The 25,010-nt window shown below is 62.5% G+C and carries 25 protein-coding genes; 14 read left to right on the plus strand and 11 right to left on the minus strand.

Annotated elements, in window-relative coordinates:
- Window positions 1-137: 137 nt before the first annotated feature.
- Window positions 138-341, plus strand: a complete 204-nt coding sequence (locus NK8_RS29675) for a cold-shock protein (RefSeq protein ID WP_008347993.1) — start codon at window positions 138-140, stop codon at window positions 339-341.
- Window positions 342-703: 362 nt separating this feature from the next.
- A complete protein-coding gene (locus NK8_RS29680) occupies window positions 704-1,054 on the plus strand; it encodes a hypothetical protein (RefSeq protein ID WP_225936419.1) in 351 nt (116 codons plus the stop codon).
- Between the two features lie 300 nt (window positions 1,055-1,354).
- Here NK8_RS29680 and NK8_RS29685 read toward each other — a convergent pair whose 3' ends face one another.
- The gene (locus NK8_RS29685) at window positions 1,355-2,122 is read right to left on the minus strand and encodes a sulfite exporter TauE/SafE family protein (protein WP_213231702.1); all 768 of its coding nucleotides are present in this window, start codon (window positions 2,120-2,122) and stop codon (window positions 1,355-1,357) included.
- An 82-nt stretch (window positions 2,123-2,204) separates the two neighbouring features.
- On the opposite strand from NK8_RS29685, the gene NK8_RS29690 reads away from it, so the two are divergent.
- Window positions 2,205-3,095: a LysR substrate-binding domain-containing protein gene (locus NK8_RS29690; protein WP_213231703.1), complete on the plus strand. Its 891-nt coding sequence runs from the start codon at window positions 2,205-2,207 to the stop codon at window positions 3,093-3,095.
- Here the strand turns inward: NK8_RS29690 and ppk2 are convergent.
- Together ppk2 and NK8_RS29700 are read right to left on the minus strand one after the other, a co-directional pair.
- Window positions 3,092-4,144: a polyphosphate kinase 2 gene (ppk2, locus tag NK8_RS29695; protein WP_225936522.1), complete on the minus strand. Its 1,053-nt coding sequence runs from the start codon at window positions 4,142-4,144 to the stop codon at window positions 3,092-3,094. The two genes, NK8_RS29690 and ppk2, sit on opposite strands and share 4 nt — an antisense overlap.
- Before the next feature lie 54 nt (window positions 4,145-4,198).
- Window positions 4,199-4,420, minus strand: a complete 222-nt coding sequence (locus NK8_RS29700; RefSeq protein ID WP_213231705.1) for a YdcH family protein — start codon at window positions 4,418-4,420, stop codon at window positions 4,199-4,201.
- 221 nt (window positions 4,421-4,641) lie between these two features.
- Here NK8_RS29700 and NK8_RS29705 point away from each other — a divergent pair, with 221 nt between their 5' ends.
- Window positions 4,642-4,965, plus strand: a complete 324-nt coding sequence (locus NK8_RS29705; RefSeq protein WP_162070793.1) for a hypothetical protein — start codon at window positions 4,642-4,644, stop codon at window positions 4,963-4,965.
- A gap of 145 nt (window positions 4,966-5,110) precedes the next feature.
- Window positions 5,111-5,758 (plus strand): VC0807 family protein, encoded by a 648-nt coding sequence (locus NK8_RS29710; protein WP_162070792.1) that lies wholly within the window; start codon window positions 5,111-5,113, stop codon window positions 5,756-5,758.
- Here the strand turns inward: NK8_RS29710 and NK8_RS29715 are convergent.
- Window positions 5,747-6,580: an alpha/beta fold hydrolase gene (locus NK8_RS29715; RefSeq protein ID WP_213231707.1), complete on the minus strand. Its 834-nt coding sequence runs from the start codon at window positions 6,578-6,580 to the stop codon at window positions 5,747-5,749. The genes NK8_RS29710 and NK8_RS29715 overlap by 12 nt on opposite strands.
- A gap of 25 nt (window positions 6,581-6,605) precedes the next feature.
- The gene (locus NK8_RS29720; protein WP_162070790.1) at window positions 6,606-6,779 is read right to left on the minus strand and encodes a DUF3563 family protein; all 174 of its coding nucleotides are present in this window, start codon (window positions 6,777-6,779) and stop codon (window positions 6,606-6,608) included.
- A 392-nt stretch (window positions 6,780-7,171) separates the two neighbouring features.
- Between NK8_RS29720 and NK8_RS29725 the strand changes: the two genes are divergently transcribed.
- Complete coding sequence (locus NK8_RS29725) at window positions 7,172-11,116, plus strand: response regulator (protein WP_225936420.1); 3,945 nt, start codon at window positions 7,172-7,174, stop codon at window positions 11,114-11,116.
- 14 nt (window positions 11,117-11,130) lie between these two features.
- Here NK8_RS29725 and NK8_RS29730 read toward each other — a convergent pair whose 3' ends face one another.
- Window positions 11,131-12,042, minus strand: coding sequence for a response regulator (locus tag NK8_RS29730; RefSeq protein WP_213231709.1), 912 nt, complete (start codon window positions 12,040-12,042; stop codon window positions 11,131-11,133).
- A gap of 410 nt (window positions 12,043-12,452) precedes the next feature.
- On the opposite strand from NK8_RS29730, the gene NK8_RS29735 reads away from it, so the two are divergent.
- Both NK8_RS29735 and NK8_RS29740 read left to right on the plus strand, forming a co-directional pair.
- Window positions 12,453-13,826 carry a sigma-54 dependent transcriptional regulator gene (locus tag NK8_RS29735; RefSeq protein WP_213231711.1) on the plus strand — a complete coding sequence of 458 codons (1,374 nt, stop codon included), beginning with the start codon at window positions 12,453-12,455 and terminating at the stop codon, window positions 13,824-13,826.
- Between the two features lie 340 nt (window positions 13,827-14,166).
- Entirely contained in the window at window positions 14,167-15,531 is a 1,365-nt protein-coding gene (locus NK8_RS29740) for an MATE family efflux transporter (protein ID WP_213231713.1), read from the plus strand.
- Here the strand turns inward: NK8_RS29740 and NK8_RS29745 are convergent.
- The 3 genes from NK8_RS29745 to NK8_RS29755 form a co-directional block, all read right to left on the minus strand.
- Window positions 15,510-16,706 carry an acyltransferase gene (locus NK8_RS29745; protein WP_213231714.1) on the minus strand — a complete coding sequence of 399 codons (1,197 nt, stop codon included), beginning with the start codon at window positions 16,704-16,706 and terminating at the stop codon, window positions 15,510-15,512. The two genes, NK8_RS29740 and NK8_RS29745, sit on opposite strands and share 22 nt — an antisense overlap.
- A 168-nt stretch (window positions 16,707-16,874) precedes the next feature.
- Entirely contained in the window at window positions 16,875-17,969 is a 1,095-nt protein-coding gene (locus NK8_RS29750) for an alpha/beta fold hydrolase (protein WP_367657815.1), read from the minus strand.
- A 126-nt stretch (window positions 17,970-18,095) separates the two neighbouring features.
- Window positions 18,096-18,977: a LysR family transcriptional regulator gene (locus NK8_RS29755; protein ID WP_213231716.1), complete on the minus strand. Its 882-nt coding sequence runs from the start codon at window positions 18,975-18,977 to the stop codon at window positions 18,096-18,098.
- Between the two features lie 130 nt (window positions 18,978-19,107).
- On the opposite strand from NK8_RS29755, the gene NK8_RS29760 reads away from it, so the two are divergent.
- The 3 genes from NK8_RS29760 (at window position 19,108) to NK8_RS29770 (ending at window position 22,210) form a co-directional block, all read left to right on the plus strand.
- Complete coding sequence (locus NK8_RS29760) at window positions 19,108-20,367, plus strand: MFS transporter (RefSeq protein ID WP_213231717.1); 1,260 nt, start codon at window positions 19,108-19,110, stop codon at window positions 20,365-20,367.
- Window positions 20,368-20,373: 6 nt separating this feature from the next.
- On the plus strand, window positions 20,374-21,243 hold the full coding sequence (locus NK8_RS29765) for an amidohydrolase (RefSeq protein ID WP_213231718.1): 870 nt from the start codon (window positions 20,374-20,376) through the stop codon (window positions 21,241-21,243).
- Between the two features lie 85 nt (window positions 21,244-21,328).
- Complete coding sequence (locus NK8_RS29770; protein ID WP_213231719.1) at window positions 21,329-22,210, plus strand: oxaloacetate decarboxylase; 882 nt, start codon at window positions 21,329-21,331, stop codon at window positions 22,208-22,210.
- A 6-nt stretch (window positions 22,211-22,216) separates the two neighbouring features.
- Here the strand turns inward: NK8_RS29770 and NK8_RS29775 are convergent, their stop codons facing one another.
- Window positions 22,217-22,516 (minus strand): DUF4148 domain-containing protein, encoded by a 300-nt coding sequence (locus tag NK8_RS29775; RefSeq protein ID WP_162070780.1) that lies wholly within the window; start codon window positions 22,514-22,516, stop codon window positions 22,217-22,219.
- 260 nt (window positions 22,517-22,776) lie between these two features.
- Between NK8_RS29775 and NK8_RS29780 the strand changes: the two genes are divergently transcribed.
- The gene (locus tag NK8_RS29780; protein ID WP_162070779.1) at window positions 22,777-23,070 is read left to right on the plus strand and encodes a DUF1330 domain-containing protein; all 294 of its coding nucleotides are present in this window, start codon (window positions 22,777-22,779) and stop codon (window positions 23,068-23,070) included.
- Window positions 23,071-23,099: 29 nt separating this feature from the next.
- On the opposite strand, the gene NK8_RS29785 is transcribed toward NK8_RS29780, so the two are convergent.
- Window positions 23,100-23,822: a haloacid dehalogenase type II gene (locus NK8_RS29785; protein ID WP_162070778.1), complete on the minus strand. Its 723-nt coding sequence runs from the start codon at window positions 23,820-23,822 to the stop codon at window positions 23,100-23,102.
- 170 nt (window positions 23,823-23,992) lie between these two features.
- Between NK8_RS29785 and NK8_RS29790 the strand changes: the two genes are divergently transcribed.
- On the plus strand, window positions 23,993-24,703 hold the full coding sequence (locus tag NK8_RS29790; RefSeq protein WP_213231721.1) for an SDR family NAD(P)-dependent oxidoreductase: 711 nt from the start codon (window positions 23,993-23,995) through the stop codon (window positions 24,701-24,703).
- A 69-nt stretch (window positions 24,704-24,772) separates the two neighbouring features.
- Window positions 24,773-25,009, plus strand: a complete 237-nt coding sequence (locus tag NK8_RS29795) for a 4-oxalocrotonate tautomerase family protein (RefSeq protein ID WP_162070776.1) — start codon at window positions 24,773-24,775, stop codon at window positions 25,007-25,009.
- Window position 25,010: the final 1 nt, after the last annotated feature.

Below are 25,010 nucleotides of genomic sequence, written 5' to 3' on the forward strand. Positions count from 1 at the left end.
GAAGTATGACGCGCAAATGTCGCGTCTCTTAGCAGAAACGCTTATTTGAACTCGGCGTTCTGGCATGGTAAAACTCTATGCCGCTCGAGATTCGAAGCGCATCTACAACGTAATCCGTCTCAATAGGGTTTGGAAAAATGGCAACAGGTACTGTGAAGTGGTTCAACGATGCAAAGGGTTTTGGTTTCATCACGCCGGACGACGGCGGTGAGGACCTGTTTGCACATTTCTCCGAAATCCAGTCCAAGGGTTTCAAGTCGCTCCAGGAGAATCAGAAGGTGAGCTTCGAAGTCAAGCAAGGCCCGAAGGGCAAGCAAGCTTCGACGATCCAGCCGCTGTAAGTTTCAGCGCACTCGCCTCTGGCAACGAAACGGCCCTCACGGGCCGTTTCGCTTTGGTGCGCGCAATAAAGTAAAACGTTATTCAGATGCACCATTTGCGAGCGTTCACTGTTCCTTACCGATCTATCGAATAACTCAGTAGAATCGCGGTATCTTTTTTCAACGCCGCAAACACTCGCGGTGATGCGCAATTATTTCCTCTCACTCGTGTGAACTCGGCCAGCAATCGGAAAAAATGCCGCACGCTCGTTCGGCATAAAACAAATGCATTGCTTGTCGCCCTTTGCGTTTTTGCATGGGATGCCTCCGCGCAAACGTTCGCGGCCAATGCAAAAGCGGCGCGCTTCGTCAGCGACGTCGTGATGAACGACTTTCATACAGCCCAGGCAGGCGGCGGCTACGTCTTTTCATACGACAGCCACGAAACCGAAGCGACCCTTTCGACCCGGCTCGACCGCTGGTTTTCCGGAACCGATCCGCAGGCGCTCACCATGGAGCCCGCGGAAAAGCAGGCGCTCTTCAGCTTTTACTGGGCGGCGACCATGATGCCCGCGAATTCGCCGTGTTTCCGCGATATCGCCGATCCGGCCTGCGGCGAAGATCTGTCGAAGTGGATGGCGCGCGAGCTCGATGACGATCCCCGCTTCATCCGTGCTTACGAGTCCGCGAAAAAGCCGCTCGGCCTGCCGCCGCTCGAACGCAACGCGCACTGACGACCGGGCGCACACAGCGCGGGCGAAATGCTCCAGCGGCCGGCTTGCGCCGGAAACACGCGGCGCAGGCTCGTCGGACCGGCGCGGCTTTGAGCGGATCGTCCGCGCTGTCTTCGTGCGGATCGCGCAGCAACACGATCTTCGCCGCGATGCTCACGAGCAGCGACAGCGCACCGATGGTTTCGAGCAAAGCGGGAAACATGATGGTCCCCTTGGGTCTGTTCACCTATAAAACGGCCAACCCCTGGCTTAAATTCGACTCGGCAGAAATCGGCCGCATTGCTGCGACCCTCGTGTCGATCACCGGTTCGACAACATCGGCCCGTAGGTCTTCACAAAGAACGCGATGGTGATGCAGGCACTGACGAGCAGAGTGCCCGCGCGAATCCAGTGCGGCGGCGCGCGCCGGCCGAGTTGCGCGCCGCTATAGCCGCCCACGATCGCCGCGAGCAGCATCGCGATGGTCTCCGGCCAGCGCACCGCCTGCGCCACCGCGAAAGTCACCACCGCGACCGAGTTGGCCGCGCTCACGAGCAGCGTGCGCGGCGCGTTCAGGCTCTTCAGGTCGCGCGAATCGAGCAGGCCCCACACCGCCATCATCATGATGCCGACCGCCCCGCCGAAGTAGCCGCCATATACGCCGAGCGCGAACTGGATCGACAGCACCGCCGCCGCGCCGATATGCCAGCGCCGCCGCAACGCCTCGCCGAGCTTGCGGCCGAACGCAAGCGTCAGGCTCGCGCACAGCAAGAGCCACGGCAGCACGAAGGAGAAGGTCTTCGACGACGTCGACAGCAAGAGCGCCGCGCCGACGAAACCGCCGATGAGCGTCATGACGAGCATCTTGCGCATCGATACCGAACCGACGGGGCCGAGCCCGTCGCGATACGCCCACGCGCTCACCACGCCGCCCGGAAACAGTGCGACGGTACTGGATGCGTTCGCCTGAACCGGTGGCAAGCCGGCGGCGATCATCGCGGGCAGGCTCACGAACGAGCCGCCGCCCGCGAGCGCATTCATCGCGCCCGCAAGAAAACCCGCGCCAATGACGAGAATAAAGGGTTGCATGCGACAGATGCTAGCGATGCCGCCAGCCGCTTACAATCTGGCATTTCCAATGCGAGGCTTCGGCGAAACCGAAGGATGCGGCATGCGTTTCGATCTGACCGACATGCGGCTTTTCCTGACCGTCGTTGAGCGCGGCAGCATCACGGCCGGCGCGCAGGCCATGCATCTCGCGCTGGCCTCGGCGAGCGAGCGCATCGCGGGCATGGAAGCCGCGCTCGGCGCGCCGTTGCTGGAGCGCAACCGGCGCGGCGTGCAGGCGACCGCCGCGGGCGACGCCTTCGTGCGCCACGCGCGCGCGATCCTCGGCCAGGTCGAGCAGATGCGCGGCGAATTGCGATCGTTCGCGACCGGACTCAAAGGCCGCATCCGGATGATGTCGAACACGGCGGCGCTGGCCGCCTTCCTGCCGCCGCGGCTCACGGAATTTCTCGCGACCCATCCGGATCTTTCGATCGATCTCGACGAGCGCCCGAGCGTCGAGATCGTGCAGGCGATCGCCGAAGGCCGCGCGGAACTCGGCATCGTTTCGGTTACGGCGGACCTGGGGCTGCTTCAGACCCATCTGCTCGCGCAGGATCAGCTGGTGGTCGTGGCGAACGGCGTGCATCGCCTGGCGAGGGAACGCGCGGTGGCGTTTGCCGAAATCGTCGGCGAGGCGTTCGTCGGGTTATCGGACGCCGCGCTCGAAATGCATCTGGCCGAACGCGCGTCGCGGCTCGGCAGGCAGATGAGCTACCGCATCCGTATGCGCAGCATCGACAACATCGGCATGCTCGTCGAGGCGGGCATCGGACTCGCGATCTTGTCGGAGGCGTCGGCGCGCATGCTGGAGCGCCCCGCGCTCTCGATCGTGCCGCTCTCGGAACCGTGGGCGACACGCCGCCTGCACCTGTGCGCCCGCGACTTCGACGCCCTCACTCCGCACGCCCGCCTGCTCGCGCAGACTTTGATGACAGGCACTAGTCCGAGCTAGAACGGCCGCCCGACGATGAAAGGATCGACCGCACCGATCGCCTTGAGATCGCGATTCGCGTACGGCAACCTGTGCAGCACGTAGCGCATGGCGTTGAGCCGCGCGCGTTTCTTGCAATCGGAGCGCACGACGGTCCAGGGCGTGTCGGCGCTATCGGTGTGCGCGAACATCGTTTCCTTGGCTTCCGTGTAGGCGTCCCACTTGTCGAGCGATGCGAGATCGACCGGGCTCAGCTTCCACTGCTTGAGCGGATGGATCTCGCGTTCCCTGAAACGCCGCCGCTGCTCGGCGCGGCTCACGGAAAACCACAGCTTGATGACGTGCGTGCCGCTTTGCCAGAGATGGCGCTCGAACGCGGGCACCTGTTGCACGAATTCGTCGTACTCGCGCGGCGTGCAGAAACCCATCACGCGCTCCACGCCGGCGCGGTTGTACCACGAGCGGTCGAAAAGGACGATCTCGCCGGCCGTCGGCAAATGCTCCACGTAGCGCTGAAAATACCATTGCCCCCGCTCGCGCTCGGACGGCTTTTCCAGTGCGACCACGCGCGCGCCGCGCGGGTTCAGATGTTCCATGAAACGTTTGATGGCGCCGCCCTTGCCCGCCGCGTCGCGTACTTCGAACAGGATCACGACGCGCTGACCCGTGTCGCGCACCCACGCCTGCAACTTCAGCAACTCAACCTGCAGGCGATACTTCTGTTTCTCGTACGCACGCCGCGACATCAGATGCCGGTACGGATAGCCGCCTTCGCGCCACGACGGCGACAGTTCGTCGTCGGGATCGGTCGAGCCGTTGGCCGTTCGCAGCACGGTGTCGCCATCGAAAAGATGGGCGCGTAACGTGGATATCTCATCTGGCGACATACCGCCGATCAGGGTTCTCACGGTATCGACGAGCGATTCCGTCTCTTCGCGCTCCTGTGATCCGAGCCGCTGGAGTATGTCGTCGACGCTGTTCGTCAGCAGGCCATGCGCCGCTTCGACCGCGCAGCCCGTTTCCTCCTCTTCGATGCAGGCCGGCAGCGCTTGAGGCTTGTCTGGCGAGATCACCTTTATTCCTTCCTCTCGTTGTTGCTTCGGCGTCTCTGTCTCTCACGTCTCTCAGGCGGCTTCCTGCGCCTTTCTCAAGACGGCGTACATCTTGTCGTTCAACAACAGCTTTTCCTTCTTCAGCGATTCGATGGCGAAGGAATCAGCAGGACTGACGCCCGTCTCCATGTTGTTGATCTGATGATCGAGTTCGTTGTGACGCTCGAAAAGACGCGAGAAATGAGCATCCTCGGTCTTCAGGCGCGAGATGAGATCGCGATATTCAGGAAACATGCGGTGATCCTCCGGTGGTTCGTTTCGAGTGTTTCGAAGTACATACTACCTACTAGACTAGGTTATTTGTTAGACGAATATCAAAGATGGCTGCGGTAAAGCGTCGCAAATCGTATCGAATGCACTTAGGCAAAACCCTCCTGTTTCCGGGCATCGTCCTTGCACACAATGAAGGCGCTGGCTGTGCATCCGCATGGCGAGCATGAGCCAAGGAGGCCGTCATGAAGAAGAGCCGCAATCGCGCGCACCGTCGCGCCATGCATATTGCGTTGATCGCCGGCGTGGCCGGCATGTGCTTCGCCACGGCAGCCAGTGCGGACAGTCAGGCCGCAAAGAAGATGGGACAGATGGGCGTCATCAATCAGACGCTCCAGCCGAAGCCCGCGAACAACTATTCGAACACCCCAAACGCGAACACGGCCAATCCGAGCTACAACGCAAATCCAGCCTATAACCCGAACACCGCCAACGCCGCGAACAACGCGAACGCAGCGAACGCAGCGCGTAACGGAGCGGCCGCCACAGCCACCGCCCCGAAAAAGTAAGCACATCCCTTCACGCCGCCGCCCGCTGGGCCGGGCGGCGCTCTACATCCCCGCCGATCGACCGCGCGCGCGCGTACATTCGCGCACGTCCGATCTTTTATACTTGACTCATGGCCCAGGCGCTCAGGCGCACACTTTCGAGTCCATGAAAAAGATCAAGCCCGGTCTCGTGCTGGAACTCGCCGCCAATCTGCTGCTGCCGTGGCTGGCGTATCGCGTGGCGTTGCCGTATTGGGGCGATGTCGGCGCGCTCTATGCGTCGGCCGCGCCGCCGCTCGTGTGGAGCATCGTCGAGTTCGCGCGCTCGCGTCGTGTCGATGCGCTCTCCGCGCTCGTGCTGTTCGGCATCGCGCTGTCGATCGTGATGCTCGCGATGGGCGGCAGCCCGCGCATTCTGCTCGTGCGCGAATCGCTGGCAGCGGGCGCGACGGGCATCGTGTTCCTGGTCTCGCTGTTCTTCGAACGTCCGCTCATCTTCTATCTCGCGCGCGCCACCGTCACGCGCGAACAGGAAAACGGCGCCGAGCGCTTCGAGGCGTACTGGAGCGAAAGCGCGATGCTGCGCGCGTCGCTGCGGCTCATGACGTTCGTGTGGGGCGTGGGACTATCGCTCGAAACGCTATTGCGTTTCTGGTTCGCGTGGACCTGGCCGGTCGAGCGCTACCTCGTCGTATCGCCGGTCGTGAGCTACGCGATCTACGGCGGGCTGCTCGCGTGGACGTTCTGGTTTCGCGCACGGCTCATAGAACGTCAGGGCAAGAGCGCGCCGTCACGCGACGGGTTACTCGGCTAGGTTATCGGCGCGCGCATCGCACTGGGCGATATGACGCGCGATCGCCGCATTCACCGCCGGCGCGTGCGTGAGCGGCCCCATGTGGCCCGCATCGGACACGACGATCAGCTTCGCCGCCGGCATCAGACCGGGCAGCGTCTCGGCGATCAGGCGCGTCGGCGCGGGCGCATGCTCGCCGCGCATCACGAGCGTGGGAATGCGCAAGGCGGCATACGCGCTCGCCGGTGTGGGCTCGTGAATCAGCGCGCGAAAATCGAGCGGCGCTTTCGGCACCCAGCGTGTGAGCATGGCCTGAATGGAAGGCCGCAACGCCGACCACGCGCCCCGTCCGCTCCAGTAATCGACGAACGAGCTTGCCGCGCCACGCAGATCGCCCGTGACGACGCCTTCCGCCGTGCGCGCCGCGATCGCGAGAATCTCCGCGAATTCCGCCGCGCCACGCGCGCCCATGCCCTTCAGCAAATGAAACGCCGACGGTTCGTAGAGCGTGATGCTCGCGACGCCGTGGGGCCTTTCCAGCGCGGCGCGCAACGCGACGCCGCCGCCGTACGAATGCCCGACGAGATGCACCTTGCCGCGCTGGCGATCGATGATCTCGACCGTGCGCGCCGCTTCGTCCGCGAGCGTGAAAGCGCGCTCGCCGCTCCACGGGCCCACGCTATCGCAGCCGTAATGCTCCGGCGCGATGAGCGTGTAGCGCGTTCTGGCGCAGCCGAGTGCATCGAGCGTTTCGCCGAGCTGGCGCCATTGATTCGCGCCCGCGCCGGAGCAGTGCAGCGCGATGACGGGCGCGTCGGCGTGTTGGTCGTTCGGCATTGTCATCTGAACGTTCCTGGTTCGTTGAAGATCACTCGTCGATGTCGACGGCACGCATACGACGCTCGAGTTCGCCGATATCGACGGACGATGCGAGATAGGCATCGCGCCGGCCATGTTCCGCGCGATCCAGCAGCACTTCGGTCCGGCCGACCAGAAACGGCAGCACGATATCTCTCGAAAAATTGATCAGGTATCCCAACATGATTCGCTCCACTTGCACTAACGGGTCGGTCAATGACATGCCGGCTGAGCGAACGTGCAACTGCTGAAGCGAGGTCGCTGAGGCGGCGGGTGTCGGCTTTGAATGCAGCCTCCGTGCCAGTTTCCCGAAACCACCGTGCGACAAGGCTCGGCGCGAATTCAGCCGCGCGCCGGCTGATAAAATGTCGGGCACGAACCAACGCTTTCAGTTCCGAAAGCGGGCAACCAACAAACACATCATCGGACGATCCGAAAGCGAATTCATGCTCTCGATACCGCGCTAACGCGGCGAATATTCCTTCGGCGCCGACTCAAGCTTTCATGAAACCGCGCCGTAAACGGGTCTGATGGCCGCGCGATAAGATACGGCTGCTTTCACTCGGAGACAACGGCGTGCTCATTCGCCATTCGCTCACTTCAAGGATGACGGTGTTCATCGTCGTCGTCTGCGTGCTTCTGATCGGCACCGACGTGTGGCGCAGCGTCGCCGCGCGCCGCGTGCAGATGGACGAGATGACGTCGGCGACTTCGAACCTCGCGCGCGCGATGGCGCAGCACGCGAACGACACCTTCAAGGAAGCCGACACGACGCTCATCGGCATGGTGGAACGCGTGGAGGAAGACGGCACGTCGCCCGAAGCGCTCGCGCGCATTCATCGTTCTCTGGTCACGCGTGTGCAGCAGTTGCCGCAATTGAACGGCCTCTTCATCTACGACAAAGACGGCGCGTGGCTCGTCAACTCGCAGCCCCGGCTCGACTCGCGCTTCAACAACTCCGACCGCGAATACTTCGAGTATCACCGCACCCACACCGATCAGAATTCGCATATCGGCCCGCCCGTGAAGAGCCGCTCGACGGGCAAGTGGATCGTGCCGGTATCGCGCCGTATCGATGCGCCCGACGGCAGTTTCGCGGGCGTCGCGCTCGCGACCATCGACATCGAGTTCTTCTCGCGTTTCTATGACAGCCTCGACCTCGGGCAATCGGGCGCGGCCGTGCTCGTGCTGAATTCAGGCGTGATGGTCGTGCGCCGCCCGTTCGAGGACCGCTTCGTCGGCAAGAACGTAATCGATACCGCGCTGTATCGCGCGCATCTCGAAAACGACGGTTCGGGCGTGTTCACGACGCGCTCGTCGCAAGATCATGTCACGCGCCTCAACAGCCTGCGCGAATTGCAGGACTATCCGCTGTTCGTGGCCGCGGCGCTTTCACGCGATGAAATCCTCGCGCCCTGGTGGCGGGACACGGTCTGGCACGCCTGCGTGTCGATCGTGCTCGCGCTCGTGCTGGCGATGTTCGGCTCGACCCTCGTGCGACAGGTCAACGCGCGTATCCGCATCAGGCAGGAACTCGTCCGCAGCCTCGCGACCACCCAGACCGTGCTCGACACCGCCATCAGCCCGATCATCACCGTGGACGAGCGCGGCGCAATCCGCTCGTTCAACTCGGCGGGCGAAAGGGTGTTCGGCTACAAGGCGAAGGAGGTCATCGGACAGAACATCCGCATGCTGGTGCCGCCCCATCATCTGGATACGTATAACGAATACATCATGCAATTCAAGGGTCCAACAGGCGTCGCGACCGCTGATTGCGAACTCGCGGGACAGCGCAAGGACGGCACCTCGTTTCCGGCGCACGTCTCGACGGGCGCGATGCGGCTGGATGGCGCTTTGCATTTTGTATCGGTAATTACGGATATCTCGAGGCAGAGAAAGGAACGCAGCGAGCTTGCCGACGCGCGCGATCAGTTGTTGCTGGCCGCAGAAATCGCCGAACTGGGCATCTGGTCGTGGGATATCGCCACGGGCAAGCTGCACTGGAACGCGCGCATGTTCGAGATCTATCAGTACCCGCCGGAATTGCTCGACAACGGTCTGCACTTCGAGCACTGGCGCTTGCGGGTTCATCCCGACGATCACGACAGCATCATGGCCGACGTGCGCGCCGCCGCTGCGGGAGAAACCGAGACGCTGCCGCCGTTTCGCATCGTACTTCCGGACGGCACGACGCGGCGCATCCAGAGCGGCCTGCGCACGCAGCGCAACGCGGACGGCGTGCCCGTCGTGATGACGGGCGTGAACTACGACGTCACCGATCAATATCAGCTGGAATTCCATCTGCGCGACGCGAAGGAACAGGCCGACGCGGCGAGCGCGGCCAAATCCTCGTTCCTCGCGAACATGAGTCACGAAATCCGCACACCGATGAACGCCGTGCTCGGCATGCTGCATCTCGTGCAACTGACCTCGCTCGACAACCGCCAGCAGGACTACGTCAGCAAGGCCGAAACTGCCGCCAAATCGCTGCTGAATCTGCTCAACGACATCCTCGACTATTCGAAGATCGAAGCCGGCAAGCTGCAACTCGATATCCATCCGTTCGAGCCTGAAAAGCTGATGGAAGAACTGGGCATCGTGCTGTCGGGCAATCAGGGCGCAAAAGACGTCGAAGTGCTGTTCGATCTCGATCCGAGCTTGCCTTCCGTGCTCGTCGGCGACGGCTTCCGGCTTCAGCAGGTGCTCATCAACCTCGCGGGCAACGCGCTCAAGTTCACGTCGGCGGGGCAGATCGTCATGAGCGTCCATCGACTCGAAAGCTCGCACGATGCAACAGGCGCGTCGATGCGCGTACGCATCGCGGTGAGCGACAGCGGCATCGGCATCAGCGAGGAACAACTCGAACGCATCTTCGAAGGCTTTACGCAGGCCGAGGCCTCCACGTCGCGACGTTACGGCGGTTCCGGCCTCGGGCTCGTGATCAGCAAGCGGCTCGTCGCGATGATGGGCGGCCAGCTCGAAGTCGAAAGCCGTCTGGGAGAAGGCAGCCGCTTCTGGTTCGATATCACGCTCGGGGTGGAAGCGTCCGGCGCGCTATCGCATGACGAACGCGCGACGCTTCATGGAGGCGCGCGCATTCTCATCGCTGACGACAACGCGATCGCCGGCGAAATTCTCTCGCGCACGGTACGTTCGCTCGGCTGGCAGGCGGATCTCGTGACGAGTGGAAGCGATGCGGTCGAGCGTATCGGCGCGGCGGCGCGGCGCGGCGCGCCTTACGACATCGCCCTGCTCGACTGGCGCATGCCCGGACTCGACGGCCTGAGCACGGCGAAGCAGATCCGCGCGATGGACGTGAAGACCGCACCGCCGCTCGTGCTGCTCGTCACCGCCTTTGGCCGCGAAGTCCTGAGAGAAGCGCAGGACGACGGCGCCGCGCCCTTCGCGGGCTTTCTCACGAAGCCCGTGACGCCAAAGCAACTCGTCGCCGCGATTCGCGCCGCATTGCCCGGCGATATCGAAGCCGCGCAACTTCAGACGATGCCGCCTTCAGTGAAAGCGCAACGCCTCCAGGGACTTGCGCTGCTCGTGGTCGAGGACAACGAGCTCAATCGTCAAGTCGCCGAAGGGCTGTTGCTCGCGGAAGGCGCGCACGTGTCCCTCGCGCAAAGCGGTCGCGAAGGCGTCGACAGGATCGTGGCCGACGATACGCGCTTCGATGCCGTGCTGATGGACGTGCAGATGCCCGATCTCGACGGCCTCGAAGCCACGCGCCTCATTCGTGCGGATGGCCGCTTCGCCGCGCTGCCCATCATCGCGATGACGGCCAACGCATCGAGTTCGGATCGCGAGGCCTGTTTGCAGGCGGGCATGAACGATCATGTCGGCAAGCCGATCGACGTGGAGCGGCTCGTCACGGTGTTGCGCGCGCAAGCCGGACACACGCCGACGGAACCGCACACGCAGGATGCGCACGCGGAGTCGATCATCGAGCCACGCGATTCGATCGTCGCGCGTTTCGGCGGCAATATCGATCTGATCCGGAATGCGGCTGACGGCTTCGGCGCGCAGGCCGACATGCAACTGACACGGCTCGCCACCGCGCTCGCTGCGGGCGACGCGCAAGGCGCCGCATCGATGCTGCATGCGATCAAAGGCAGCGCGGGCACGATCGGCGCGGCCGCGCTCGCGAAGCTGGCCGCCACGCTCGAAAACGAGACCCACATGCTCGACACGACGCGCGCGAACCTGCCGCAAATGCGGCGATTGCTTGCATCGAGCGTCGCGCAACTCGTCGATGAGTTCGGCCGGCCGCAGGCGTCCACGGAATCGGAACAGAGCGCGCCGCCGCTCGAGGATGAAGACTGGCGCGCGCATCTGACCGCGATCATCGAACTGCTGGATGCATCGAATCTGCAGGCGATCGCGCTATCCGAGAAGCTGTCGCCGCATGCGCCGAATGGTTATCGCGAGGACTTCGCGGATTTCCTCACGCGCGTGCGTGCGCTCGACTTCGCGCACGCATCCAGAATGGCGCGCGAGATGCTCGAACAGGCCTGAACGGAAGTTATCGCTCAGCCACCGCGCGCATCACGCGCGAACACCGGAAACGGATGAACGCGCGCGCCCGCCGATGAATCCAGCAATGCGCGCGACTCGTCCAGCGCCTTTTTCGCCGAGTCCAACGCGGCCAGCACGCGCGCGTGCAGCACAGCGGAGCGAGCTGGCCTTGCGATGACATCGGCCGCGCCCGCATCGAGTGTGCATTGCTCGGTCTGGACATCGCGTGCATCCGCGAGCACGACGATGGGCACGTGAGGAAGCTTTGCGAGCAATGCGTGCACCGCTTCGCAAGGGTTGTTGCAGCAACGCGCATCGAGCACGATCGCGTCCGGCTCCTTGTTTTGCGCGAGACGCAGCGCGGCTTCGCAGTCCGTCACCACGTCGAGCGCGCCGATCGACTGAAGCGCGTGACGATGCGCTTCGACCATGTCGTCCGCGAGGATGCCCAGCACGCGCACGCCCGTAGGCTTGGGCGCCGCTTGCACGCCCGCCTCGTGCAGACGCGCCTGCGCTTCCATCACGCGGCGTCTCAGACTGAGTTGCGCTCGCACGCGCGCTTGCAGGCGCGGCGCGACGAGCGGTTTGATCACGTAATCGGCCGCGCCAATGCGAAAGGCATCGACTTCGAGCGCGGGCGCGTCGTGACTGGTGACGAATATCACCGGCACACGCGCGAGCTTCGCATCGCTCTTGAGGATCTCGCAGACATCGAAGCCCGTCATGTTTGGCAGGTTCGCATCGAGCAGAATGAGATCGGGCGTCGCTTCGCGCGCCAGGGCGAGCGCGGCTTCGCCGGTGGTGGCAAAACGCTGGTCGGGAAATTCGGCGAGCATTTCGCCGATGATGCGGATCATGGCCGGATCGTCGTCGACGAGCAACAGGCGCGGTTGATAGGCTGAAGCGGAGTGGTCTGCTTTATCCATGTTCGAACGGGTATTCATCAGACAAGAAACATGCACGAACTCTACGCCCGCGATGACGGTGTCGCAAACTCAAAAATTATCTGCAGGTATTAATTATCTGATATTTCAGCGGGCGCACAATTTCATTTCCACAGATACTTGGTGAACAAATCATATTCATAAGCAGATAAGTAATTCATGCCGACGCCCGCCTCGGCCTCGAAAGCCATATGGCGTAACGCAATGTGCGCTAAAGGACAGACGTACGCGAAAATTTCGCACGACCGTGTCGCAAAAAATGCTCCGACGTTTTCAATCGATTCGGCCGATCAATGTAAACATTTAAAATCGGGTTATCGTTTGCGAGGCTTTTTCGGCTGACCTTTCCGGGCGCATACTGAGGCAATACCTATAAAAGTCGGGAAAAAGCCATGTACGGGGAAGCCAGAACGCTCTATTTCGCTGGGCGCGCGGTATCGGAGGATCTGGCCGAGCGTTTGCACGCTCGGGGATGGTCCATCGAGCGCATCGATCCTGCGAAGCCGCTCAAATCCAGCAAGCAAGGCAAGCGCGCCGCCGCCGGCATCGTCGATCTGACGAGTCGTGGCTATGCGAAGGAAGCGGCCTCGCTCACCGGCTTGCTCGCGAGTTATCAGATCGGCTGGGTTGCGGCGGTCGATGCCGAACATGTCGAAAGCCCCGAGATTTGCCGGCTGATTCGCGACTTCTGTTTCGACTACGTGACGGTGCCTGCTTCAGCGGATCGTCTCGTCGATGCGGTCGGGCATGCTTACGGCATGGTTTCTCTGCACGACACGGCCTGCAACGATCCCCGCAAGGACGACTTCAAGGAAGGCGGCATGGTCGGCTCCTGCGACGCGATGCAGGCGCTGTATCGTTCGATCCGCAAAGTCGCCATGACCGATGCGCCCGTGTTCATCTCCGGCGAATCCGGCACCGGCAAGGAACTCACGGCGGTCGCAATCCACGAGCGTTCGGTGCGGCGCGATCAACCATTCGTCGCGATCAATTGCGGCGCGATTCCCGCGCACCTGCTGCAATCGGAACTCTTCGGATATGAGCGCGGCGCGTTCACCGGCGCGAATCAGCGCAAGATCGGCCGCGTCGAAGCCGCCGATGGCGGCACGCTCTTTCTCGATGAAATCGGCGATTTGCCGCTCGAAAGCCAGGCGAGCCTGTTGCGCTTTCTGCAGGAACGCAAGATCGAGCGGCTGGGCGGACAAGGTTCGACCGATGTCGACGTGCGCATCATCTCGGCGACGCACGTCGATATGCAAACCGCGATGATCGAAGGACGCTTCCGCGCGGACTTGTACCATCGTCTGTGCGTATTGCAGATCGACGAGCCGCCGCTGCGCGTGCGCGGCAAGGATATCGAGTTGCTCGCGAATCACATGCTCGAGCGCTTCAGAAAGGACGCGAGCCGGCGGCTGCGCGGCTTTTCGCCTTGTGCGATTGCGGCACTTCATAACTATGGCTGGCCCGGCAACGTGCGCGAGCTGATCAATCGTGTGCGCCGCGCGATCGTCATGTCGGAAGGCAGGCAGATTCTCGCAAGCGATCTCGAACTCGGCGAGTACGCAGAAGCCGCACCGATGACGCTCGCGCAGGCACGCGAGGCCGCCGAGCGGCAGGCCATCGAAGTGGCGCTGCTGCGCCATCGTGGACGACTCGGTGAAGCGGCGGATGAACTCGGCATCTCTCGCGTCACGCTGTATCGCATGTTGACGGCGTATGGCTTGCGCGCAAAGACGGATCGGCCGCTGGAGGCGTCGGGGGCTTAAGCGTTTCATGATTCGCTTAACAACGCGAAAAGGAACCTTTATTCGCGTTAGTCACTCCAATCACCGCATCGCAATCGATGCATCGTGAAAGCCTGAAGCGGCGTGCGCGCATCATGCGCCGTTAGCCTCGTCACGCATTTCCTCTCGTAGCCGGCTGGCGCATTCTCGCGACGCCAGACCACGCGCTACGCAGTCACGTTTCATTCATATGCGGCCCGCCCGAATGCTTTTCGGCGCGTCCATATCGCGCTTTTGCGCCATGCCATAACTTTGACTCGCACGTCGACTCCCTCGTGTGCGGGCACTGGCGTGCAGCGAGTAACGTCGAGTCGTATCAATCATGGTTTCGCTCAATAACAATACTTCCCTCGTTCGTCAATTCTCGAACTATGCCGTACCTACCGTGCTCGCCGCGTGGGTCTACTGCATGCATTCGGTCATCAGCGGCATATTCATCGCGCGTCACGTCGGCGCCGATGCGCTGGCCGCGTTGAATCTGCTCGTCCCGCTGCTCTATCTGCCTTATGCGTTCAGCGTGATGATCGGTGTGGGCGGATCGACGCTCGTCTCGCGCCTGCTCGGGGAGCGGCGCGAACGCGATGCCGCCGAAGCCTTTACACAGGCGTTATGGTTGCTCGGCCTGTGCGGTGTCGCCTTCGCGCTCGCCATCTATTTCCATGCCGACACGTTCGTGCAATGGACCGGCGCACGCGGCGAACTCGCGCGTCTCGCCAAAGACTTCCTGCATGCCTATGCGCCGTTCGTGCTGTTCCCGACCGCATGCTATGCGCTCGAACTCTTCTTGCGCATCGAAGGCGCGGCGAAGTTCGGTCTCGTCTGCCTGATCGCGGGCGGCATCGCCGATGTCGCATTGACTTGGTGGATGGTGGGCCAGATGGACTGGGGCATGCGCGGCGCGGCGATCGCGTCGGGCATCAGTCAGGCGCTCGCCTGCATCCCGATGCTGGCTTATCACTTCATCAAGGCGCAACGCGTTCGTCCCGTCGCCCGTGCCTTCGCGCGCCTCGATCATGCATGGCGCATGGCCTACAACGGCGTGTCGGAATTTTTGGGTGAGATCGCGCCGAGCGTCACGCTGTTCGCGTTCAATCACGCGGTATTGCGCTGGCTCGGCGATACGGGACTCGTCGCATTCGCTGTCGTCGAATATATGACGATGATCGCATCGGTCACGATGGTCGCGCTCGTGCAAAGCATGCAGCCTATCGTGAGCTTTCAGCGTGGCGCGGGCAACGCGCACGCGGTGTCGCGCGCGTTTTCCATCGGCATATCGGTTACGGCGGGCTTTGCGCTCGCCGCCGCGTTGGCGATCCTCACGCTCGCGCAACCGCTCGGCGCGCTCTTCCTGCCCGACAGTCCCGCAGCGCAGGCACTGCTGCGCGATGCCTTGCCGTGGTGCGCGCTCGCCTTCTTGCCCGCCGCGATCAACGTCGCGATCAGCGGCTATCTGACGGCTATCGAAGCGCCGCTCGCCTCGTTGATCGTCGCCTTGCTGCGCAGTTGGCTATTGCTGTTGATGATGCTGTGGCTGCTGACCGAATGGCTCGGGCCGCGCGGCCTCTGGATGACCGTCGCTGTAACCGAACTGGCTACGCTTGCGGCGAGCATCGTGCTCTATCGAAACCGGGGCCGGCGTTTCGAACTCCATGCGCGTCCTCGCGTTCAGGCATCGCGCGTCAGATGAAAACGTCGATCGATCGATGCAAGCAGCCGTCTGGATAGGCGCGTCGCACGCCCCTGTATCAGCCGGTCAGACACGCGCGAGAGACCATAAGACACGACGAGCACCGCGATCAGCGTCGCGCCGAACAACGCAAGCGACGTTTCGCCATCCGTCTCCCCGAACGCGCGGTCGAAGAAATGAAACGTCGCGTAGACGCAGATGAAGTGCCAGAGATAAATGCCATAACTTTCGCGGCCGAGCGCGGCGGCGCATCGTCGGATGAACGTGATGCGCGGCGCCCGACGCATTGCATCGCGATGATTGCGGGCGCGGCGCGTGCACACGAACAGGAGAAATGCCACCGCGCTGCACGCGGCGAACACCGGGGCGAGCGCGTGCGCCTTGTCAAGCCATACACCGAGCGCGCCCGTCATCAGCGCAAACCCCACGGCCAGCGAAAGAAAGAGCCATACCCTGGACTTCGTCACATCGGCGGCGCCGAGCAGATGCGGGCGGAACGCATACCACGCCCACATGCCGATGATGAAACACGGACCCTGCACCGGCGGCCAGAAATAGCTGAACGTGTTGTTGGCGACATTGCAGTCGAGCGTACCGTTGCAATCGCTCATCGACAGCACGCCAAGCGATAGTCCGAGCAGCAGGACCGTGGCCAGCAACAGACGCACACGATTCATCGCCAGGAAGAACAGCAGCGGCGCGATCAGATAGAACAGCATTTCCACGCCGATCGACCATCCGCCGGGCACGACGTTGTTGATCGCCGTTGGTGACAGCGCGTGCAGAAACACCATGTTGAGCAGGATGTCCATTGGACCGTGCGCGCCGAGGATCCATGCGCGTTCGACGCCCGAGTGCATCGCGCCATAGCTGATGAGACCGTAGATCGCGATCGCCGCGTAGTACAGCGGCGCAATGCGAAAGAAGCGCTTGATATAAAAGCGCAGCGTGACATGACGCGCATCCGCGCAGCGCGCGTGATCCGTTTCGAGCGTCATGAAGATCGTGATCGCGCTGATCACGAAGAATAGCTGCACGCCGTATTGGCCCATGCGCGCGACGAGCGTCACGGCACCGGGCAGATTGGGAAACTGAAATGACAGGTGAACTGCTACGACCCCGACGATCGCGAGCGCCCGGCCTGCGTCGAGCGCGGCAACACGTCCTTGCTCCATCGATATTCTCCTCGCGGTTGATGCCGACCTTCAAAGGCCGCGAGGCCCGTGGACAACGGTTTTTTCGACGAAGTTCCGCAGCATCGGCCCTAAGCGGCAAGTCTTACAAGAAGAAACTTCATACACGTACAGATACAATTTTCGCGTTGGCGGGAGGGGTTCAATCGTCTAGACGGCGGGCGCATCCCGCCTCAAAAACCGCAGGATGCGGCTCGCGACCGTGCTCGGCTGCTCCTGTTGCACCCAATGCCCCGCCCCTTCGATCAGATGCGTTGCGCGAAAGTCCGTGCAGGCGAGAACACGCATCGCTTCGAAATCGCCCGGACGCTGGTAGTAGCCCCAGTCGCTCGCGCCCGCGACGAAGCATGACGGCACGTCGATCGTGCGTCCCGACCACATGCGCAATGCCGCCGCATAGCGCGCGTCGGTGCCGCAGCGATACCAGTTCAACCCGCCCTGAAAGCCCGTGCGCGCGTATTCGCCCGCATACACGTTCAAGTCCCGATCGGTGAGCCATGCACATGCCGCGATGTCGTCCGCGCCAGGCATGTGCCCAGCGACGGTCTGCGCCATCGTGGCATCCGCGTTCATCACGTAATAAGTCGGCAGCATCGCGAGCTGTTCGGCGCTCACCGATGCAAGCGGATGCGGTTGATTGCCCGCCCAGTCCGCGCTCTTCACGTAGTAGTACGCGCGCAGGAACGCCGCGAGCCCTTGCGGCGCGTGCCACATGTCGTCGTTGGCCTGTGCGCCCGAGTAATACCATTGATAATGCTTGCGCGGCGGATCGAGCGATGCGAGCGCCCTGACCGCCTCGTCCATGATCGATGAAGCCGTTTCGACACGCGCAAGCCGCGCATCGTCCTTTGCGGTGTTGAACGCGAATGCCGGCGGCCCGGCGAACGGCGCGCTCATCATCACGACGGACGCGAACACGTCGGGACGAATCAATGCGCACCAGGCCGCCACGGGCGAGCCGAAGTCATGGCCGATCACCGACGCCACCCTTCGATAACCCAGCGCCGATACGAGACCCAGCACATCGCGCACGAGATTCGGAAAGGTGAATTCGTTCAGGTCGGCATCGAACGAAACAGCGCCGCCGGTCGTGCGTCCATAACCTCGCTGATCCGGCGCGACGACATAAAAGCCCGCATCGGCAAGCGGCTTCATGATCTTGCGCCAGCTATAGGCAAGTTCAGGAAAACCGTGCAGAAGCACGATGCAGGGCCGCTCCGGCGCGTCGTAGCCGGCTTCCAGCACGTGCATCGAAAGGCCATTGCCGTTATCGACCATGCGCGCCCGAATGCCCTCCGGCAAGGGCAGATCGCTCAATGGTTCATTCATGCGAGTCTCCTGAATGGGCCATGAATGCATCTTGCGACGCGTTCATGCTTCGAGCAAGGCCGCGAAGCGGTCCGCGAGCGTCGGACGCGAACGCATGGGCCATATGGCGCTGAGTTCGAAGGGGGGAAGGTTGTCGCCGTCGCGCACATCGCAGAAGCGCACGCCGGCGAATTGCAGCGCGGTGACCGATTGCGGCAGCAGCGATGCGCCGCACCCTGCCGCGACACACGCAAGCACGGTCAGCGAGCGATTCGCGTCCTGCACGACATTCGCCTCGCATCCGGCCTTGCGAAAAGCACTCAGGATGCCCGCGCGCACCACCGGCAGCTGATCGCCCGGAAACCACACGAGCCCTGCATTCGAGAGATCCTTCAGGCCGACCTTGCCGTCATCGCCGACAGAAAACGATAGCGGCAGCACCGCAAGCAGGCGCTCCCTGACGATGAGCTTCTCGCGCATGCGCCCGCCCACGGCGACGGGCGTATGCAGCAAACCGATATCGATGCTGCCCTTCTCCAGCGCGCTCGCCTGTTCCGCATTGCTCATTTCCCTGAGCATGAGTTCGACATTGGGCACTTCCTCGCGCAGCGCCGCAATCGCACGGGGCAGCAGACTGAAGAGCGCCGCCGATGCGAAACCGATCGTCAGACGCCCGCCGCGCTGCGCGCCGATCGCACGCGCGCGATGCGATGCGGCATCGATGCGCGCCACGCTCAGGCGTATGTCTTCGACGATCGCCTCGCCCGCCGCTGTCAATTGCGCCCCGCGGCGCGTGCGCTCGAACAGCTTCACGCCCAGGTCGCGTTCCATGCGTGAAAGCGCCTGGCTCAGCGCGGGCTGCGCGATATCGAGCACGTCGGCTGCGCGCGTGACGCTGCCTGCATCGACCACGGCCAGAAAGTATTTGAGGTTGCGCGTCTCCATGTCGCGAGCATATCAAAACGATATGAAAGATGAACATATCCATAGTATGCGAGGCCGCTATTCATTTCTAGAATGCAGTGACACATGACACAACATGCGCCGGCTTAAAGCCCGCTCAGGAGACGCAAAAATGAATTGGTACCGTGAAGTTTCCACGGCGGAAAAACGCACGCTATGGGGCTGCTTCGCAGGCTGGGCGCTCGATGGCGTCGACACGCAATTGTTCAGCCTGGTGATTCCGACGCTCATCGCGACGTGGGGCATCGGCAAGGGACAAGCGGGGCTGATCGGCGGGGCGACGCTCGTCGCGGGCGCGCTGGGCGGGCTCTTTGCGGGCGTGCTGTCCGATCGCATCGGGCGCGTGAAAGCGCTGCAAATAACCGTGCTCTGGTTCTCGCTTTTCACGTTTCTCAGCGCCTTTGCGCAGAATTTCGAACAGTTGCTCGTGCTCAAATCGCTGCAGGGACTCGGCTTCGGCGGTGAATGGACCGCGGGCGCCGTATTGCTCAGCGAGACCATTCGCGCGAAACATCGCGGCAAGGCCATGGGCATCGTGCAAAGCGCATGGGGCTTCGGCTGGGCCGGCGCGGTGCTGCTCTACATGATCGTGTATTCGTGGGTCTCCCCGGACTGGGCCTGGCGCGTGCTGTTCGCCATCGGTCTGATTCCCGCGCTGCTCGTCGTCTATATGCGCCGCAATATCGAAGAGCCGCCGCGTGAAGCGAAGTCCGGCGAGCCGGATCACGCGCAACGTCAGGGCGCGTTCGCGATCCTCGCCGGCATCTTTCATCCTTCGGTGCTGCGCACGACGATCGTCGGCGGCCTGATCGGACTCGGCGCGCATGGCGGTTATCACGCGATCACGACGTGGCTGCCCACCTACCTCAAAACGGAACGTCATTTATCGGTGCTCGGCACGGGCGGTTATCTGGCCGTGGTGATCACCGCGTTCATCGTCGGATGCTTTGTCAGCGCATGGCTGCAGGACAAGATCGGCCGCCGCAAGAATGTGATCCTCTTCGCGATCTGCTGCGCGGTCACGGTCAATATCTATGTGTTCCTGCCCATCGGCGATCTCGCGATGCTCATTCTGAGCTTTCCGCTCGGCCTCTTTTCGGCCGGCATTCCCGCGACGCTCGGCGCCCTTTTTAACGAGCTTTATCCGCAAGGCGTGCGCGGCACGGGCGTCGGCTTCTGCTACAACTTCGGGCGTGTCGTGTCGGCCGTGTTTCCGGTGCTCGTCGGGCACATGGGCAATTCGATGCCGCTCGGACAGGCGCTCGGCATCGACGCGGGTATTGCGTATGGACTCGTCGTCGTAGCAGCGTTGCTGCTGCCTGAAACACGAGGCCGCCGCATTGCAACGGCGCCCGCTCAAGCCTCGTCCTGAAGCCCCATGACACATTCACTTCATTCCACGCTCGCCGATGAGCAATGGCTCGAATCGGCCCCCGCCGCGATCGAAGCAATCGACAGTCACGCGCATGTCTTCGTGCGCGGTCTGCCGCTCGCGCCGCATCGCCGTCACGCACCCGATTACGATGCGACGCTCGATGCCTATGCGGAGCACCTGCGCGCGAACGGCGTCTCGCATGCGGTGCTGGTGCAGCCCAGTTTTCTCGGCACCGACAACTCGTTTTTCGTCGATGTGCTGCAACGCTATCCGCAACGATTTCGCGGCGTGGCCGTCATCGATCCTTCGATCAGCGACGCCGATTTGCAGCAACTCGCCGCGCACGGTGTCGTCGGGATGCGGCTGAATCTCATCGGCCTCGCATTGCCCGATCTGCGTGACGCGCATTGGCGCGCGCTCTTCACGCGAATCAACGCGCTCGGCTGGCACGTCGAGATTCATCGCGATGCGGTGGATTTGCCGATGCTCATCACGCCGCTGCTCGAACAAGGCTGCACGATCGTGATCGATCATTTCGGCCGGCCCGATCCTGCATTCGGCGCGAACGATCCTGGCTTTCGCTATCTTCTGACGACCGCGAAAAGCGGGCGCGTGTGGGTCAAACTGTCGGCGGCGTATCGCAGCGTGTGCGACGAAAGCGGCACGGCGCTGGGGCAAACGCTCACGGCCGCATTGCTCGATTCATTCGGCGCGTCGCGGCTCGTATGGGGCAGCGACTGGCCGCATACGCAGCATCGCGAGCTGATCGACTACGGTGCGTCGCGCGATGCGCTCGGCCGCTGGATTCCGGATGCATCGCTGCGTACCATCGTGTTGCGCGATGCGGCGCGCGCGCTGTTTCGCTTCGCCTGATGGCTGTGCGAGCGCCGAAGCGCGACGCGCGTTAGCATTGCATACGCTGACGCCGAACCCGAACTCTCTTTCCGGAACCGAAGCCATGACCACTTCTTCTTCCCGCCGCCGCGCCGCGTTTCGCGAACGGGTCAACGCACGGCGCGGTCTGCTGCTGCCCGGCGCATTCAACGCGATGAGCGCGCGTGTCGCCGCCGATCTCGGTTTCGAAGCGCTCTACATCACCGGCGCGGGCGTGACGAACATGTCGCTCGGCATGCCGGACCTCGGTTTCATCGGCCTCGCGGAAGTCGCGGAGCATACGTCGCGCATTCGCGATGCAGTGGACCTGCCGCTCGTCGTCGATGCGGACACGGGCTTCGGCAATGCGCTCAACGTGCGTCATACGGTACGCACGCTGGAGCGCGCCGGCGCCGATGCGATTCAACTCGAAGATCAGGTGATGCCGAAGAAGTGCGGCCATTTCGCGGGCAAGGCCGTTGTCTCGACCAATGAAATGGTCGGCAAGATTCGCGCGGCGGTGGATGCGCGCGAGGACGAGAACTTTCAGATCATCGCGCGCACCGATGCATGCGCGGTGGAAGGCTTCGATGCGGCGATCGAACGTGCGCGCGCCTTCGTCGAAGCAGGCGCGGACATTCTCTTTGTCGAGGCAATCGAGACGCCCGAGCAGATCGCATCGCTGCCGAAGCTGCTCGATGCGCCACAGCTCATCAACATCGTGATCGGCGGCAAGACGCCGGTGACCGATCGGGCCGATCTCGAACGTCTCGGTTTCAGCCTCGTGCTCTATGCGAATGCCGCGTTGCAAAGCGCCGTGCGCGGCATGCAGACGGCGCTCGGCGCGTTGAAATCGCAAGGACGGCTCGATGAAGATTCGGCTGTCGTTGCGCCCTTCGCCGAGCGTCAACGGCTCGTGAACAAGCCGCTTTTCGACGAACTCGACCGCAAGTACGCGGCTGATTAGGCTGGCTTAGCGCGAGTACATCGCGTTCCAGTCGGATGGCGACACGCGCGCACCGCCCGCTTGCGACGTTCCATTGGCGCTGCCGCCATAGGCGGTTGCACCATCGCGCGCGGCGAGCTTCGCTTCGGCCGCCTGAATCGCTTCGGGATAATGCGCCTGATCGCCATCGCCTACGTGATAGCCGACGCTCTGCAATTCGGCGAGTTCTGCACGCACTTGAGCACGCGTGATCTGGCTTTGCGCAAACGAAGCAACGGGAATGACGAGAGCGGTGGCGACGACTGCCGCACGGATGATCGACTTCATGATGAAACTCCAATGTTATGAGGTGCCTGGCTACGAACACTGTGCCGTTCGAAGCAGTGAGTGCAGTCTATGTCGCGCGTCCTCTCGGGTTAACCCCTAGCGCAAGAAAGCACTCTTCTTCGAAACGCGCACAATCGCTCACGAACCGCGCCGGTCCTGGCGTTCGAGAATTTGCTATGCTGGCCGCCGGACTGAACGCAGATGCGCGTCGCGTTCGCCTCATGGCGCAAGGCGCCCGTCAAACACTGGAGAAGCAGAAGATGGCAAAAGGATATTGGGTCAGCGTGTACAAGCAGATCATCAAGCCCGAGCAGACAGCGGAATACGCGAAGATCGCAACGCAGGCCATCGCAGAAGGCGGCGGCCGGCCCCTTGTTCGCGGCGTCGCGTCGATGACGCAAGGTGAAGGCGTCATCGAGCGCACGGTGGTCATCGAATTCGATTCGCTCGATGCAGCCGTCGCAGCCTATAACAGCGCGACCTACCAGCACGCGCTCGAAGTGCTGGGCGATGCGGTCGTGCGCGATTTCCGCGTCGTCGAAGGCGTTGCCTGAGGTTGCGGTTCGGCCGATGTTCGCGGCGCTCACGCGCCCACGGCATCGGCCAGTTCGATCATGTCGCGCGCGCTGACGTCCCAGTCGCTCGCGGCTTTCAGATCGACCGTCTGAGCGGGACCACGCTCATACGGACGCGCGACGAACGCGGTGCGCAAGCCGCACTTTCGCGCCGCGGCGAGATCGTCGTTATGCGCGGCGACGAGACACACTTCTTCCGGCGCGAGCATCAGCACGTCAGCCGTGCGCAGATACGCCTGCGGATCCGGCTTGTAGATCTGCGCGATCTCCGCGCCGAGAATTGCATCCCAGGGCAAGCCGGCGCGCTTCGCCATATCCACCATCAGCCTGATATTGCCGTTCGAAAGCGGCGCGATGATATGGCGCGCTTTCAGCCGTTGCAGACCCGGTATCGAATCCGGCCAGGGATCGAGGCGATGCCACGCGAGATTCAATTCATCGAGCACTTCCGGCGGGACCGCATTCGGGTCGATGCCGAACTCCGGTAATGCATCGATCAGGTTCTCGCGATGCAATACATCGAGTCGCACGAAGGGGCGCTCGCCGCTGATGATCTTGCGCATCGCCGGCACATAGCGGCTGCGCCATGCATCGGCGAAAGCTTCCGGCTGCGCGCCCGCCGCGCCGAAGCGCTGCAGAAACGGCGCGGCCTCGCGCGCGACGCCGCCGCGCCAGTCCACCACCGTGCCGAATACATCGAATACGAAAGCCTTTACGTTGGGCAAGCTCACGTCGATTTCCCCTTTCAAGTAATTCGTCTGATCGAAGACTTGTTCCTTGCGCGCAAAACTGATTGTCCACCGCATGTGTACGCAACGAATCTCGAAACGCCTAAATTACGACTCATCGGAGCAAGCGGTCCGATCCGCAACAGGCCCAACATCATCTTTCGAGGTTCATCATGAGCAACGCACAAAAAGTCGCTATCGTTACCGGCGCATCGCAAGGCATTGGCGCTGAAATCGTCAAGGCATTCCGCGCACAAGGTTATGGCGTCGTCGCCACCGCCCGTTCGATTCAGCAGGCGGACGATCCGAATGTCGTCGCCGTCGCGGGCGATATCGGCGATCGCGCCACGGCGCACCGTGTCGTCGAGGCGGCTATCGCGCGCTTCGGCCGCATCGATACGCTCGTCAACAATGCGGGCATTTTCATCGCCAAGCCTTTCACGCAATATACGCAGGAAGACTATGCGGCGGTCCTGAATGTGAACGTGAACGGCTTCTTCCATATCACGCAACTCGCGATCGAACAGATGGAGAAGAACAAGAGCGGGCATATCGTCAACATCACGACTACGCTGGTGGATCATGCGGTGAGCGGCGTGCCTTCGGTTCTGGCATCGCTGACGAAGGGCGGTCTGAATGCCGCGACGAAATCGCTTGCGATCGAATACGCGAAGTCCGGCATTCGCGCGAATGCGGTATCGCCCGGCATCATCAAATCGCCTATGCATGCAGCCGAAACCCACGAAGCACTCGGCGCGCTGCATCCGATGGGACGCATGGGCGAAATGAGCGATATCGCGAACGCCGTGCTGTATCTCGACGCTGCGCCGTTCGTGACGGGCGAAATCCTGCACGTCGATGGCGGCCAAAGCGCGGGGCATTGATCGATTCCTTACCGGTTGCGAATGCGCCCTTCGCGGGCGCATCGCTGTTTTTCAATCCAGGAGATCACCATGCCGATCGTTACGATTCAAGTGACACGCGAAGGCAACAAGCCCGGCACGAGCGCCGTCACCGCCGATGAAAAAGTGCAGCTCATCAAGGGCGTGAGCCAGCTATTGCTCGACGTGTTGAACAAGCCGCTCGACAGCACCTTCGTCGTAATTCAGGAAGTCGAACTCGAGAACTGGGGCGTGGGCGGCTTGCCGGTGTCCGAGTATCGGCGGCAAAAGCAGGCAAAGGAAAGTTGAC

The sequence above is a fragment of the Caballeronia sp. NK8 genome (assembly GCF_018408855.1).
Taxonomy (GTDB): domain Bacteria; phylum Pseudomonadota; class Gammaproteobacteria; order Burkholderiales; family Burkholderiaceae; genus Caballeronia.